At 35.9% G+C, this 14,107-nt stretch carries 16 protein-coding genes; 13 read left to right on the top strand and 3 right to left on the bottom strand.

Features of this window, described 5'->3' with window-relative positions; translation table 11 throughout:
* Positions 1-15 precede the first annotated feature (15 nt).
* The 3 genes from F0527_RS16305 (at position 16) to F0527_RS16295 (ending at position 1,875) form a co-directional block, all read left to right on the top strand.
* Positions 16-306 carry a DUF6509 family protein gene (locus F0527_RS16305; RefSeq protein WP_190323517.1) on the top strand — a complete coding sequence of 97 codons (291 nt, stop codon included), beginning with the start codon at positions 16-18 and terminating at the stop codon, positions 304-306.
* A gap of 270 nt (positions 307-576) precedes the next feature.
* On the top strand, positions 577-1,224 hold the full coding sequence (locus tag F0527_RS16300) for a FusB/FusC family EF-G-binding protein (protein WP_150285638.1): 648 nt from the start codon (positions 577-579) through the stop codon (positions 1,222-1,224).
* Positions 1,225-1,260: 36 nt separating this feature from the next.
* The gene (locus tag F0527_RS16295; RefSeq protein ID WP_150285637.1) at positions 1,261-1,875 is read left to right on the top strand and encodes a PH domain-containing protein; all 615 of its coding nucleotides are present in this window, start codon (positions 1,261-1,263) and stop codon (positions 1,873-1,875) included.
* A 188-nt stretch (positions 1,876-2,063) separates the two neighbouring features.
* Here the strand turns inward: F0527_RS16295 and F0527_RS16290 are convergent, their stop codons facing one another.
* The gene (locus F0527_RS16290; protein ID WP_150285636.1) at positions 2,064-2,546 is read right to left on the bottom strand and encodes a SepA family multidrug efflux transporter; all 483 of its coding nucleotides are present in this window, start codon (positions 2,544-2,546) and stop codon (positions 2,064-2,066) included.
* Positions 2,547-2,960: 414 nt separating this feature from the next.
* Here F0527_RS16290 and F0527_RS16285 point away from each other — a divergent pair, with 414 nt between their 5' ends.
* Positions 2,961-3,230, top strand: a complete 270-nt coding sequence (locus F0527_RS16285; RefSeq protein WP_150285635.1) for a hypothetical protein — start codon at positions 2,961-2,963, stop codon at positions 3,228-3,230.
* A gap of 92 nt (positions 3,231-3,322) precedes the next feature.
* Positions 3,323-3,901 carry a biotin transporter BioY gene (locus F0527_RS16280; RefSeq protein WP_147198190.1) on the top strand — a complete coding sequence of 193 codons (579 nt, stop codon included), beginning with the start codon at positions 3,323-3,325 and terminating at the stop codon, positions 3,899-3,901.
* A gap of 41 nt (positions 3,902-3,942) precedes the next feature.
* Here F0527_RS16280 and F0527_RS16275 read toward each other — a convergent pair whose 3' ends face one another.
* A complete protein-coding gene (locus F0527_RS16275; RefSeq protein WP_150285634.1) occupies positions 3,943-5,142 on the bottom strand; it encodes a class I SAM-dependent rRNA methyltransferase in 1,200 nt (399 codons plus the stop codon).
* A 371-nt stretch (positions 5,143-5,513) separates the two neighbouring features.
* Here F0527_RS16275 and F0527_RS16270 point away from each other — a divergent pair, with 371 nt between their 5' ends.
* Complete coding sequence (locus F0527_RS16270) at positions 5,514-6,269, top strand: C40 family peptidase (RefSeq protein ID WP_190323516.1); 756 nt, start codon at positions 5,514-5,516, stop codon at positions 6,267-6,269.
* A gap of 148 nt (positions 6,270-6,417) precedes the next feature.
* Positions 6,418-7,284 carry an SDR family oxidoreductase gene (locus F0527_RS16265; RefSeq protein WP_066791383.1) on the top strand — a complete coding sequence of 289 codons (867 nt, stop codon included), beginning with the start codon at positions 6,418-6,420 and terminating at the stop codon, positions 7,282-7,284.
* 56 nt (positions 7,285-7,340) lie between these two features.
* On the opposite strand, the gene F0527_RS16260 is transcribed toward F0527_RS16265, so the two are convergent.
* A complete protein-coding gene (locus F0527_RS16260; RefSeq protein ID WP_066791385.1) occupies positions 7,341-7,679 on the bottom strand; it encodes a heme oxygenase in 339 nt (112 codons plus the stop codon).
* Between the two features lie 313 nt (positions 7,680-7,992).
* On the opposite strand from F0527_RS16260, the gene F0527_RS16255 reads away from it, so the two are divergent.
* The 6 genes from F0527_RS16255 (at position 7,993) to F0527_RS16230 (ending at position 14,061) form a co-directional block, all read left to right on the top strand.
* On the top strand, positions 7,993-9,555 hold the full coding sequence (locus F0527_RS16255; RefSeq protein WP_150285632.1) for a sensor domain-containing diguanylate cyclase: 1,563 nt from the start codon (positions 7,993-7,995) through the stop codon (positions 9,553-9,555).
* Between the two features lie 179 nt (positions 9,556-9,734).
* Positions 9,735-9,905, top strand: coding sequence for an asparagine synthase (locus tag F0527_RS16250; protein WP_190323519.1), 171 nt, complete (start codon positions 9,735-9,737; stop codon positions 9,903-9,905).
* A 68-nt stretch (positions 9,906-9,973) separates the two neighbouring features.
* On the top strand, positions 9,974-10,297 hold the full coding sequence (locus tag F0527_RS16245; protein WP_150285630.1) for a DUF378 domain-containing protein: 324 nt from the start codon (positions 9,974-9,976) through the stop codon (positions 10,295-10,297).
* A gap of 144 nt (positions 10,298-10,441) precedes the next feature.
* On the top strand, positions 10,442-11,137 hold the full coding sequence (locus F0527_RS16240; protein ID WP_147198202.1) for an ABC transporter ATP-binding protein: 696 nt from the start codon (positions 10,442-10,444) through the stop codon (positions 11,135-11,137).
* Positions 11,127-12,431: an ABC transporter permease gene (locus F0527_RS16235; protein WP_150285629.1), complete on the top strand. Its 1,305-nt coding sequence runs from the start codon at positions 11,127-11,129 to the stop codon at positions 12,429-12,431. The genes F0527_RS16240 and F0527_RS16235 overlap by 11 nt, the downstream gene beginning before the upstream one ends.
* 211 nt (positions 12,432-12,642) lie before the next feature.
* The gene (locus tag F0527_RS16230; protein ID WP_150285628.1) at positions 12,643-14,061 is read left to right on the top strand and encodes a spore germination protein; all 1,419 of its coding nucleotides are present in this window, start codon (positions 12,643-12,645) and stop codon (positions 14,059-14,061) included.
* The last annotated feature ends 46 nt before the right edge of the window (positions 14,062-14,107 follow it).

Genomic DNA, 14,107 nt, shown 5'->3' with positions numbered 1-14,107 from the left:
AAAGGAGCGATATGATTGGACATATTAGCATACACAATGGAAGAAATCGTGGACCCTACACACATTATTGAAGGTGAGCGATACGAGTTTTTGCTGGATATAGAGATAGATGAAGAAGACGAACTCTATAGAGAAGGCGGGCTTGAGATACGAGCAATTATCTCCAAAAAAAATGGTGAAATCGCCATTGCCAATTACTTCTTAATTGCAAAAGCAGATGCTTCAGTATTAGACTTTGCTTTAGAAGAAGATGAAGAAGCGATGATTTTAGCATTTTGTAAAGAGCGTATTCTTTTAGGTGAATAAGGGATAAACATTCACTCTTCATTACACCAGATTAGCACTCAAGGAATTCTGAGTGCTTTTTTTGTTTGCGTTTGATAGCAAATTGTTTTTCCAAAATGTAGATGTTAGTATAGAGATAACTTGATTTTTAGGAGGCATCCAAAATGTCTGCATTCAACTGTAATGCATGCTCTATACTATTCTTTTGCTAAAGAAATGGAGCACTGTTAATGCAATGAATCATTTCTTTAGGTAGCTCATTTAAAAACCTATTTAATGGAGTGATTTCGAATGGAAAAAACAATAAAATCTTTCTTATCCGTAGCAAATTATCATCTAATTGAGCAGCAACTGAATAAACTATTAAACGCCTATACAACAACAAAAGATAAAAATGTACTTCAAGCTGTAAAAGGACTCGTGGAAAATGAAATTTTCAATGCAATTGATCCATCTGAAGAACAAACAAAGCTGATTGAACCACTATACACAATTACAGAACGCCAACAAGGCGATTCGTTTTTGCAAAGCCTAAAGCCTTATGTCATTCCTTTTTACCAAATCTCAACAGCAGAGCTAAAAAAACTTTTTAGAAAAGAAAAGAAACTAAAGCTACCAAACCTAGAAGATTTGGACTTTCAGCATATTTGCTATTTGAATTGGGATGATACCCAAACGCATCGCAAATATATTGTTATAGAAGATGAAGGTAATCTGAAAGCTTTAAAAGGGACGATGAGCACCAAAGTAATAAAAGGTGTTTGTTCTATCTGCAACCATCATGGCGATGTGAGTCTGTTTACTACCAAAACGAAAGGGCAGACAGCTGAGACGTTCACTAAATATAGCAATTATATTTGTATAAATGGGGAGCAGTGCAATCACAATATATCGGATCACGCTAAATTGATTGAATTTTTTACACGCATTTCAGAGTAGTCTATTTAACGGAATAGAGAATAGGAGGGGTTCATGATGTTCAAAAAACTAGCATCAGATGCATTAGGATTATCAGATATTGGCATGATGATAGCGAAAGAAGATTTTGATAAAACGGAATCTGATGATTTTGTCATGCATGAAGCTGGAGAAGTTATCTATTATTTAATCAAAACGAAGGCAGATGAGTACTGCTTCACTAATTATAGTTTGATCCATGTAGATGGCGATTCAGCAATCAGCAAAAAACGGCTGTTAAAGAGATATGATTATGAACACTCACATATCTCAAATGTAATGTTAGAAACAGCAGGAACAATAGATTTAGATATAGAGATTAAATTTACTATGAACAACGAGCCATTTTCGATTGATATTCACAAGAAGTTCGATACAGAGATTAAGGATCTTTATAAGGCATTACATGCTATTTCCCAAGAAATGATTCATAATCAAAAAAAATATGAAATAGCAGAAAGTAGCTTATCACTGGCAGCACAGGCAATCGGTAAGGTGAACACGCAAGAAGGTACGGCTGCACAGGCCTTTGAACAAATCACACAATTCGCTAATGACTGGATGCTTAAAAGCAAGAAACAATTCGTCAAAAAGGATTATAGCGAAGTCTTTGAAATGTATATTAACAATTAATAAAACAAGCCCTTTTCTTTTGAAAAGGGCTTGTTTTTTGAGAAATAAAAAAAGGGTCAAGGTTTTCACCAAGACCCAAAATTAGGTTTATACTCACACGAAAGTTCAACTCTTCAAAAAAGAACTGAACTTAAAGGAGTTTATCATACTATTATATATATATCAAGGTTTATTTAAGGAGGAAGTTGCTAGCTATTTACCTTTTTTTCTTTTGGCGTCTCATGATTAAATACACTCGTCACAAGGTAGATGAGAAGAAAGAGAATTAACGAACCCTTCCAGGTAATCTGTACATGTTGAAAGCTAGGTATGATTACCTTTTTAAAAATAGTTAAACTCAACAAGAATTGAATGATTGTACTCATAGTACTAATAGGAAATGCCAGCTTCAGGTTGCTACCGGCAATGATCATTAGACTTATTAAATCTAGAATAATAACCATCGCAATAATCAAAATTAGTAACCATTCAAAGTAAAAGAAATTTTGATAACCTTTTTCGAATAACTCCATGCTTGCCAAGTTAAACTTAGCTAATATATTAAATAAACCAAAAAACCCAAAGTATGGTAGAGTGATGGCCAATAGTAGCAGTACGACCATGATGGCAATTAATAGACATAACGCAGGCCAACCAGAGACATGGATTTTAATTTTCTTATTTCTAAACATAAAAATCCTTTCTTTACCTCAATCATTTCTTTTATAACCTATCTCTATTATAAAACAGTAGTACCTACATTGCACATGAACAGTCTAAGGAATAAAAATTGAAAGAATAAATATTAGCAATAGATAGTAATCATTAGATGGAAGTAAAATTGGATAATTTAGAAAGTAACTACATTTAGAAACTTTATATTTTCTCAAAGGAAAATTTATTCAAGAGATAGAAATCTAGATATAACGGAAAGTATTTTCGTTTCAAAGCACAGCCATTTTATAGAGTAGCGGAAGATGGCGACTCCTGCGGGAATAGCTTGAGCTGAAAGCCCCGCAAGAACGAAGTGATGAGGAGATTGAAGCCAAGCCCGCGGAAAGCGCCATCTGGAGCGGAGCTATAATTGTCAAAAGGAGCTATGACGCATGATAGAAAAATATGAAGTGGAAGTAATACTTGATGTTTATAGAGGTGTTAAAGAGGATCTTGAAAATACCATTGAAGAGATGAAAGCCTATCAAAAAGAATATGAGAATGATTTGGTTACTGTTCTTGAAATAAAAGAGTTACCCATTATCCAAACGGACAAAAGGCAATATATCATTATTCTTCTGGTAGAAAGGGATACAAATAATTTGGGTCGAATATATGAAAGTGAAGAAGAAAAGTTATTTGGTTTTGATGAGGATGAATAAAAAATTGTCGAATTCCTAAAAAAATAGTTTTATTTCTCTTGATTTATGTTAACCTATAAATATATTTGGTTAACAAAGGGGAGAAAGACAAAATGACAACAAATGTTACTAATGTAAAAGGGAGATTTTCTGCACGGGAGATCGCTTATTGTGGCTTATTTGCAACTTTAATGATGATTGGCGCAAACGTGTCTTCCTTCCTCGTAATAGGAGGCGTACCTATCACCATGCAAACCTTCTTTGCTATTTTAGCAGGTTTAGTATTAGGTAGCCGTTTGGGTACTGTTTCTATGCTGGTTTATACGTTGCTAGGTTTAGTAGGGGCACCAGTGTTTGCAAAGTTTAGTGGTGGTTTTTCGGTTATTTTGAGCCCGACGTTTGGATTTATCGTAACATTTATAATGGTTGCTTACATAATAGGAAAGATGGTAGAACATAGCCGGACAAAGACAATGTATTTGGCAGCTGCTTTAGTAGGACTAGTGATCAATTATGTATTTGGTACAACATGGATGTACTATGCCTACAAATTGTGGGCACAAGCCCCAGAAGGATTTACTTATAAAATGGCATGGCTTTGGATGCTGCCGCCGTTGCCAAAGGATATTATCCTTTCCATTTTTGCAGGCCTCTTTGCTTTAAGACTACGCAAAGTCATTAAAATTGATTAATATAAGAAAAAAGCTGCTGTATAAAAAACAGCAGCTTTTTTTTATTTGCTTAATTTTTTTATAAAGACAACCTTTAAATAATTGAATTCGGGGAATTCACGAGTTGCTCTGAAGTCTTTTGGTAAACCATATTGTTCAACAATCTTGTACTTAGTGTTTGTATCTTTAAATGCTTGGTCGATAAATGTTTTAAACTTTTTCATACCGAAACTTGCATTATTTGTGGATGCCACAATAATACCGTTTTTTTCTGTGATTTGGATGGCGTCAGCCAATAATTTGGGATAGTCTTTAGCTGTTGAGAAGGTCATCTTTTTATTACGCGCGAAGCTTGGTGGATCTAGTACTACTAAATCAAACTTTAATTCATGACGCGCTGCATATTTAAAGTATTGGAAAACATCCATTACCTTCATATCCTGTGCTTCATAATCAATTCCATTTACGCTAAATTGTTCAATCGTTTTAGGTAGGCTACGTTTAGCAAGGTCAACACTTGTTGTTTTCACTGCACCGCCTAAAGCAGCTGCCACTGAAAATGCGCCAGTATAAGAGAATGTATTGAGCATATTTGTATCTTGTGCATAATGATCACGTATAGCTTCTCGAACATCTCGTTGATCCAAGAAGATACCTGTCATTGCTCCATCATTCAAATCCACGGCAAAGTTCATGCCATTTTCTTTAATGATAATAGGGAAATCACCTTCAGTCCCCATCACAAAATCGTCTTGTTCCATGTACTGGCCTTTTGTATCAAAGCGTTTTTTCTCGTAAACACCTTTAAAGTCCACTAATTCCTTTAGCGCATTATAGATAGATTCTTTAAATGAATAAATTCCTTCACTATACCAGCTCGCCATATAGTAGCCATCGTAATAGTCAATCGTTAAGCCACCAATGCCGTCTCCTTCACCATTTACCACGCGGAAAGCTGTTGTATTTGAATCATTGTAAAAGTTTTCGCGTAGTGAAAGTGCTTTTTCCAGTCTTTTTTTGAAGAATTCGTCGTCAATCGTTTCGTGTTCTTTTGTTGTGAATACCCAGCCAATCCCTTTATTCTGGTTGCCATAATAGCCTGTCCCTACATAGCGGTTATGCTGATCAACTAGGCGTATTAAATCGCCTTCAGCTTGTAGTGCATCTTTATTTAGGATCGCGTCTTTTAGAATAAGGGGATAGCCCTTTTTTAAATCATTTACATATTTGGGGTCTACTCGCAATGTTTGTATTGTAGTCATTTCGTCATCCTTCAACATTATTTTATCTCAAGCCAGCGCTATAGTAACAAGCATAAAAAAAGCAGCTGCTTTTACAGTATGAGGTTACACCCATTATCTCATGTTATGCACTAAAAGCGAAATTCTTTATAAAATTGGATGCTAAATAACTCGGTGCCGTTTATGTCAGCGGCTTTTAAAGTATTAAAAAAATATCAAAAAACTCCCCTTTTGTATTATTTGTAATAAAAAGTAATCACCTTGTAACTGGAATGTAGTTGTTTATCCGTTTGAAATTGCCTAATATGGAGAACGTGAGCTAACAAGAAAACAACATGAACCGTTTAAATAGATCAAATAATAATCAAAAGAACGATGGAGGAATAACATACATGAATAAAAAAGTATTTAAAGTGATTACAGCTGGCACATTAACTTTATCATTAGGCATTGGTGCATTATTCGGAACATCCTCTGATGAAATGGCCCAAGCAAAGACTGTTGCAACTAACCACACTTCAGGCATTACAGCTGTTTCAAGTGCTAAAGCTGTTAAAGTTTCTACAACATTCAAAGCAAAAGCTAAACTTAATATGAGAAAAGATACATCTGCAAAAGCAAAAAGAATTATTACATTGAAAAAAGGCGCAGTAGTAAAAGCATCTTATAGAAAAACTGTTAAGAAGAAAAAATGGTATAAAGTAACATACAAAGGCAAAAAAGGCTGGATTGCTGAAACATATATTAAAAAATATACGAAAACTAAAAAGGTATCAAATGCCGTAAAAGGTAATAAACTTATTAGCGTGGGAAGCCAGTATCTTGGTGTTCCGTATGTATGGGGCGGCTCAACACCATCAGGCTTTGATTGCTCAGGTTTTACATCTTATGTATATAAAAAAGCAGGATATGGCAGCTTACCGCATAACACAGGTTCACAACGCGCTGCCACTAAAAAAGTAAGTACCCCAGATGTAGGAGATTTAATCTTCTTTGGTGCAACACCAGGAAGTTCAAAGATTACACATGTCGGTATCTATGCAGGCAATAAACGTGTATTGCATGCTGCAGGAAATAAAGTTCAATATCAAAGTGTAGCAAGCGGAAGCTATTGGGCTCCACGCATCATTGGATACGGATCTTTATAAGAAGAAGATAATAATAATACGGCCAAACACTTCTAGTTTCGAAGTGTTTGGCCGTTTTTATATTGATTGAGTGTATATTTTCGTATGTTTATTTTTATACAGAGATGGCTATGGTTTGAATGTAAAAACGATAAGGAGGAGATATAAAATGAACATTAATGAACAACAAAAAGGCGGACAACCAGGTCAAACACAAGAACATCAACCCGGCGTTGAATCTAAAATGAATCCTCTACCAATTCAACCAATGGATTATGTAGGAAGTGGTAAGTTGAAAGATCGTGTGGCGATTATTACAGGTGGCGATTCAGGAATCGGCCGAGCTGTAGCAGTTGCTTATGCTAAAGAAGGTGCCAATATCGTCATCAATTATTTAGATGAAGATGGTGATGCTGAAGAAACGAAAAAAATGATAGAAGACGAAAATGTAAAATGTCTATTAATCCAAGGTGATATTTCACAAGAGGAAACCTGCAAAAAACTGATCGATGACACGTTAAAAGAGTTTAACAAAATTGATATTGTCGTAAGCAATGCAGCTGTTCAATATCCAGTGGACAGCATTACAGATATCACAACAGAACAATGGAAAAAAACATTTGCTGTCAATATGGATCCATTATTCTATTTGAGCAAATTTGCAGTACCTCATTTAAAAGAAGGAAGCTCTATTATCGCAACCACTTCTATTAATCCTTACAAAGGCAACAAACAATTAATCGACTATACATCAACTAAGGGTGCAATAGTGGGCTTTGTACGAAGCCTTGCACAAAATGTTGTTGGTCAAGGGATCCGTGTAAATATGGTTGCACCAGGACCAATCTGGACTCCTCTAATTCCATCATCCTTTGATGAAAAAGCAGTAGAGCAATTTGGTACTGAATCACTGATGAAGCGTCCAGGACAACCACGTGAACTTGTTGGTGCATATGTGTTACTTGCATCAGATGATGCTTCCTACATGACAGGCCAATGCATCCATGTAAATGGCGGGGAAATCATGCATTCTTAAGCCTCAATAGAAAAAAGCTCTTGCGAACAGTATTTCTGTACGCAAGAGCTTTTTTATTAAGCTTGTGTTGAAGCTTCAATGCGAGAAACGATTTCCGCTACAACAATTTGGCTTCCAAGCATTGGTGATTCTTTTGGACCTTCATTTGAATCAGCAGCTGGTCGTTTATGTGCTTGTTTAAATGCATCACTTTCACGCCATTTTTTAAAGCCATCAAGGTTTTCCCAGTACATGTTAACGCTCATTTCATCATAATCTTCGAAGTCTTTGCTAACAGCTACTTCCACTTTTACAAAACCTTCAAATGATTGTAATGCACCAGGGCGAGTAAAGTTCGGCGCCATTTTCTCTGCAAATCCTTTTTTCACTTTAATACGGTTTGTTACTACGTACATCGTTTCATCGCTCCTCTGGATAAAATTTCTTTTCTTTAAAAGCGTATATCACTAGAGGTTCGAATGCAAATAAGAGACTTTATTTATCCTAGTAGGATTAACTCAAAATGTTTCAACAGCTATGATGAAGAGCAAATTTCATATATGTAAAAAAAGATTAACAAAACATTTTAGTTCCCAAAATGCCTATTTACTGACAGTTGCATTTCCTATTCTTCGTTCTTAATAAGCATATAAAGCATTTCAATATTCATGTATAATCTGCTAATGGTATAACCTTTCAAATTTTTAAAAAAATGAGTGAGTAAATCATATGAGAAAAAAATATTTGAAGCTGCAGCATTTAATTATAGGTGTTGCAATATTAGCATTCGCCTTAACAATCGGCAGCAGCCTTTTTAGTAGCTATCGAATGAATAAACAAACGCTTATGGATAATACGCTAGAAACAAATAGAGTATATGCAGAGAAGTTGGCGACGACTGCTAATAACTACTTAAATGAAACATTACAAACGTTAACATATAATACGAATATTCTCGCAACCTATATAAATGATGAAAAGCGTCTATTAGAAGAGGCGGACCGGCTTAAAATGCAAACCAATACATTTAACTCTGTTTCTATTATTGATAAGAAGGGGGAAATTATTGCCACATCTCCGCAATCTCTCAACTTGAAGGGCAGAATGGCTGATTTACCTGCAGTAGAAAAGGCATTAAAAGAACAAGAGCCAATGGTTTCTGACCCCTTCAAGGGCCTAACCCAAAAGGAACTGATATTTATATCAGCCCCTATATTCTCTAATAACGGAAAATATCTGGGGTTAGTAGGTGGCACTATCTATCTTGAGGAAAGTAATATTCTATATGAATTACTGGGCAATCATTTTTATAACGATGGTTCATATGTATATGTAGTGGACCGAGATGGTCGGATTATTTATCATCAAGATCACTCTCGTATTAATGAAGTTATAAAAAATAATGCAGTCATACAAAAAATTATGAGTCGGGAACCAAATGGAGCGCAACGTGTTATCAATTCAAAGGGTAAAGATATGCTGGCAGGCTATGCAATTGTCGGAAATGCGGGCTGGGGAGTCGTGGCGCAAAGGCCGACGGACATATCCTTGGAACCAGCAGTAACGATGGTTAAACAAATGTTGTACGTCGCATTTCCACTTCTTATTGTGACATTGGTTATTATCATTTGGGCAGCACTCAAAATATCTAAACCACTACAACGCCTAGCGGAGCTAGCAGAGAACAGTATGCAAAAGGATGAGTCTAAGAACTTGTCTGATGTGAAAGCATGGTATTACGAAGTTAGGCAATTAAAGACAGCCTTAATTCAAAGTCTGAGTTTTTTACATCAACAAGTAACGTTCTTTATGGACCAATCAACGACAGATCCACTGACAGGGCTGACAAATCGCAGAACGCTTGATGTGAAGTTAAAGGAATTTACTATCGAGAAGATTCCATTTTCTCTCGTCATTATGGATATTGACCATTTTAAAGCTGTGAACGATACGTTTGGGCACAATGTAGGTGATGAAGTAATACAATTCTTAGCATCTCAAATCCGATCAGCTGCAAGGCCATCCGATATTTGTTGTAGATACGGGGGCGAAGAGTTTATCATGGTTTTGCCATACACCAATACTCAACAAGCATTTGATATAGCAGAAAACTTGCGCAGAGAATTAGAAGCAACAAATAGTCCAACAGGAGAGCCAATTACCATTTCAGCGGGGATTGCTGAATATAATCATGCAGACATGTCTCCATCCATGTTAATTGGAAAAGCAGACAAATGTTTATACCAAGCGAAAAAACAAGGAAGAAATCAGATAGTCATTACATCTAGCTAAGAATATTACTTATAAAACTGTATTTGAACTCCACTTATTTGGCGCTTATTTGCAGTTTTTTTATTAGGTTGCACATTGTCTTGTAAAAAAATACTTCTCTTCAGTTGGAGTATTAAATATGTCTGAATGCAAAAGATAACAAGGAATCTTAATCATTTGGGGAGGCGTTTTTTATGGCGATGGAACGAGAAGGATTAATTCCTACCGTGCTTGGAACAGCAGTTACGATTACAGGTATGTCACTTCGCAATAATAAAGCTTTAAAGCCGATTTACAGAGGGTCGATCATTGGCTTTGGCCTTGCGCATGTGGTTTTAGGCGCCATAGACTTAGTCGAACATAGACGATAAAGATTCAATGGTGGGGTGGCTTTTGTCATCCCACTCGCTTTTCATTCTACAGCAGGGAGGTGTTCAGGATGAAGACGATTTTGCGTATTGCCTTAGTACTAACGATTGTCGGTGCTATCAACTGGGGACTTATTGGTTTCTTTAGATTCGATTTGGTTGCTTCCTTATTTGGCGGGCAATTAGCGCCTATTTCCCGAGTAGTTTATGCACTTGTCGGCTTAAGTGGTTTAGCATGTCTTACGCTTTTATTCATGCCTATCGGTGATGAAGCGGAAGAGACAATGGGAAGCGGACAAAGGAACTTCGACTATTCAACTGAGTTTGGTGAAGAAGAAGACTTTTCTAGATATCGGGATAAAGATGACGATAGAGATAAAGAAAATAAAGAATAACTCCTTTTTAGAAGCCATTTTTATGGCTTCTTTTTTCATACATTCTAAATAATCTTAAGAAAATCTTCATTTTCTTCCTACCTTTTTATTAAGAAAGTGGATATATACTGGAAAATAGAGTGAAAGGATAGGGAGGACGCTATTTTGATTCAATTACAGCATATTAGTCACACTTTTAAAATTGGAAAGAAAGGAAATGAAAGAGGGGTTCCTGTATTAAAGGATATCTCCTTTAATATTAATGATGGAGAGATTATCTCTATTGTGGGCAAAAGTGGCTCAGGAAAATCCACATTATTAAATGTCATAGCAGGTTTTTTAAAACCAGAAACAGGCTCCATTCATATGAATGGAAAGGAAACAACCAACTTTACCGAAGCGGAACACGCAAAATTCCGTATGGTGAATACAGGATTTATCTTTCAAAACTTTCAGTTGATGCCAGGATTGACGGCTAAGGAGAATATAGAGCTTCCACTCAAAATTAAAGGAGTGCCTAAGCAATCAAGAAAGCAACATGTACAAGAAATTTTACAGAAGGTAGAGCTAGAAAAAGTAGCAGACCACTACCCAAATGAACTTTCGGGTGGTCAACAGCAAAGAGTTTGTATAGCGCGTGCCCTTGTGACAAATCCACCGATTATACTCGCAGACGAACCTACAGGCAGCCTTGACTCAGAGACTGAACAAGAAATTTTACAGCTAATTAAACAATTAAACGTACAAATGGGCATCACCTTTGTCATTATTACTCATGATGAAGAAGTGGCTACGATTGCCAATAGAACATTCCGCATGCACGACGGAGTATTAAAGGAGGTAGAGACCGTTGCTATTTAAAGACCAGATAGATTTTGTTAGGCAGCATGTCAAGAAAAATCGGATGCGCATTTTTACAACAGTGTTAGCAACTACAATGGGCTGTGCATTTTTGATTGTACTCGCTTCGATTGCTTTTGGTTTACAGGGAACCATGAAGGAAGAGATTCTATCCGATAGCGCTGTTACTAAAATTGAAGTGTATTCAAATGATGAAGAAAAGTTAGATGAAAAAGCGATTAGGAACATACCTAATGTACAAGCAATCGTAAATAAATCAAATATCCAAGCCTCTGCATTTCCTACTGTAAAGTTCGAAAAAAGGAGTGGAAGCAGTGAGATTAGTTTTAGCAATTTTGAACAAGCCAAGAAAGCAAAATTAAAATTGTCTCAAGGTACATATCCTTCAAAAAAGAATGAAGTTATTGTGGGGTACAACTTAGGACAAAATTTATTTACAAAACAAGAATTAAAAGAGATGGAAAAAGAAGATGACACTACAAAAGAAAAGAAAAATAATAAAGGGCTACAACAATCACTGTTAGGAAAAGAAATTACAGTTGCATTCCAAACAGAGGATGACAAAAAAACCAAAACACGTAACTATAAAGTAGTAGGTATTGGCGAAAAGCCAGTGAAAGAATGGTTAACGGATTCAACTATCCAAATGGATGAAGCAATGAAGCCAATCGTTCTCCGTGATTATAATAAGGTCGCTGATCAGAAGTTGAAAGAAAAAGACTTCTATTACGTAAGCCATGCAGTCTATGCCACAGATCTTGAAGCAGTAAAAGGTATTCTAAAAAAACTTAAATCTATGCACTTATCTGTTTACTCTGTCACAGAGCAATTAGACCAACTCAACGTGTTTTTCTTAGCATTAAAAATAGGTCTCATTTTTGTAGGAACAATTGCAGTATTGATTGCTTCCATTGGAATATATAATACGATGACAATGGCAGTAACTGAACGTATAAGAGAAATCGGTGTAATGAAAGCTATTGGAGCGGGACCAAGGCTAGTTCAGCGTTTGTTTGTGATGGAAAGCGCCTATATAGGGGTCTTAGGGACGGTGCTTGCCATTTTAATATCTTATATAATTAGTTTTGCCTCCAATCTTCTTTTACCAAAGATTTTAGAAGCTGTTATGCCTGAAAGTGGTATTGGCGAGTTAGGTATTCGCTTTTCAACAATACCATGGGAATTGGTATTAATTGCATCTGCAATTAGCATTGGGGTAGCAATTCTTAGTGGCTGGCGCCCAGCTCGAAAGGCAACTAAAATTGATGTTATTCAAGCACTTCGACAAGATTAAGAGGAGAATTGTATAACAGTAATCTAGAATTTAATAAAAAAAGCTCCCCATAAACGGGAGCTTTTTTTTATTATGCGTTTTCCTACATATTCTGATCCTCAAGATGAGTTATTTGGTTTGAAATATAATTTTATGTTCCATACTGAAAAGAGAAGTATTTGGTAGAGAGTTGTTTTCAAACTCATCAAAAGAATATTAATGGAGGAATGAAATGCTCCAGCTAGAATCGATGGTTGAGAAATTAAAAGCTACTTTTTATAATTCGGTTGATTTTGTAGCAAGAGAGATATCGTTCCCAAAAGATCAATATGCTATTCTTTGCTACTACAGTTCAATGGCCAATGCAAAAGACGTCCAAGACATTGTCAATGTATTGAAGATGCAAACAATATTTAATGAAAAAGACTGGGATTCAACGACAGCCACCCAAAAAGAAAGCTATGATTTGGAAAAGTTAGTGGAATATGTATGCCAAGGATACGCGGTATTATTACTGCTGAATTCTCAGCAAATGGTTAGCTTTACCATGCCAAATTTACCCCATCGTATTCCGGACGAACCAACGAATGAAGCTATTTTACGCGGAGCTCATGAGGGGTTCATTGAAGATGTGGACGTGAATTTGGGGCTTGTTCGAAAAAGAATGAGAGTTCCTGATTTAATTGTAAAAAAAATTACCGTTGGAATAGATAACAAAGCAGACATTTATTATTTTTATTTAGCACGTTTTGCAAATCAGGATAACCTTGCAGATTTAGAGCGAAAGCTCCAAGGTATGAAAGATCAAGCAGATGGATTATATTCATCGGGACAATTGAATGACTTCATTGAGGATTCCCCCTACTCACCATTTCCCCAAATTATGAATACAGAAAGACCAGACAGAGTATTCGCTAACCTGACTGAAGGAAAGATAGTTATTATGACGGATTATTCACCAACTGCTTTTATCACACCCGTCACTTTATTTTCATTTTATCAATCACCGGATGACTACAATAGTCGTGTAATTGTTGGATCCTTTTATAGAATGGTTCGGGTCGTTAGTTTCCTTACAGCTGTTTATTTGCCTGCTTTTTATATAGCAATAGTTAGCTTTCATTATGAAGTTCTTCCAATTGAATTAAGTAAGAAACTAAAGCTAGATATTAGCGAAATCCCTTATATACCGCTAATTGAGGCATTAATTGTTGAAATTATTATTGAGCTCATACGAGAGGCTAGTGTTCGGTTACCAAAGTCTTTAGTCCAGACTATTGGCATTGTCGGCGGTTTAGTTGTTGGAGATGTCATTATTAATGCAGGTTTAGTATCCAATATGGTAGTAATCGTAGTAGCACTAACAGCGATTTCTAGTTATGTTGTACCGTCGGTAGAGTTAAATACATCGGTACGTGTATTGCGTTTTCCATTTATGTTTGCGGCAGCATTTTTTGGCTTCTTTGGTATAGTGATTGGACTATTGCTTTTAAATATACATTTATGTAACTTAAATTCTTTGAAGTCCCCTTACTTTTTTCCGCTTGTTCCCTTCACACCTAATAGAATGGGGCAAATTTTATTTCGAGGAAAACATACGAAGTCAAATGTGCAACCAAGTAGTTTTGATCCTGAAGAAAAGAAGATGTAAATTTTATAATCCATCCTTAATGGATTAACTATTACTCCACTTTTTC

It is taken from the genome of Rummeliibacillus sp. TYF-LIM-RU47 (assembly GCF_008638315.1).
Lineage (GTDB): Bacteria > Bacillota > Bacilli > Bacillales_A > Planococcaceae > Rummeliibacillus > Rummeliibacillus stabekisii.
This window is presented reverse-complemented; position numbering and strand designations above follow the sequence as displayed.